1 protein-coding gene is annotated in these 430 nt (G+C 63.0%); it reads right to left on the reverse strand.

Features of this window, described 5'->3' with window-relative positions; translation table 11 throughout:
- Positions 1-30: 30 nt before the first annotated feature.
- Positions 31-430 (reverse strand): hypothetical protein (locus tag D7Y13_RS43345; protein ID WP_208734667.1); only part of this gene is annotated, 400 nt, incomplete at its 5' end.

The raw sequence follows: 430 nt of genomic DNA on the forward strand, positions 1-430 counted from the left end.
CACACCCAGTGCAGGCCAGCAACGCCCGTTTTAGTTCATCACCACCCCGTTCAGGGTGACGCGACGTGCCGAGACCTGAATCATGACCTGTGTCATGGCACTGCCGGCGGAATGCGACGCGTTGAAACCGGTCACTTTGGCACCGTCCAACTCGTAGCGTGTCTCGCCACCGGCTGAAGCGTTCACCCCGGCTGGGATCGTCACCACCATGTTCCGAGAAGCGTCCTGACCGGGTTCACCTGGGCGTGCCCAATGCAGCATGGCCGTGTCGAGCGGACGCAGGCCGCTGAGCGTGAGCGTCACGTCTCCGCGCATGTCGCCACGCCCGTCCAGTGTGCGGGAAACGGAAATGGATATATCTTCGACCTGATACTCGCTGGGCTTGTTTCCGCCGGGCATGTCGAGCCGCATGATCGCGGGCCGCGTTACG

Source organism: Corallococcus praedator, assembly GCF_003612125.1.
GTDB lineage: Bacteria > Myxococcota > Myxococcia > Myxococcales > Myxococcaceae > Corallococcus > Corallococcus praedator.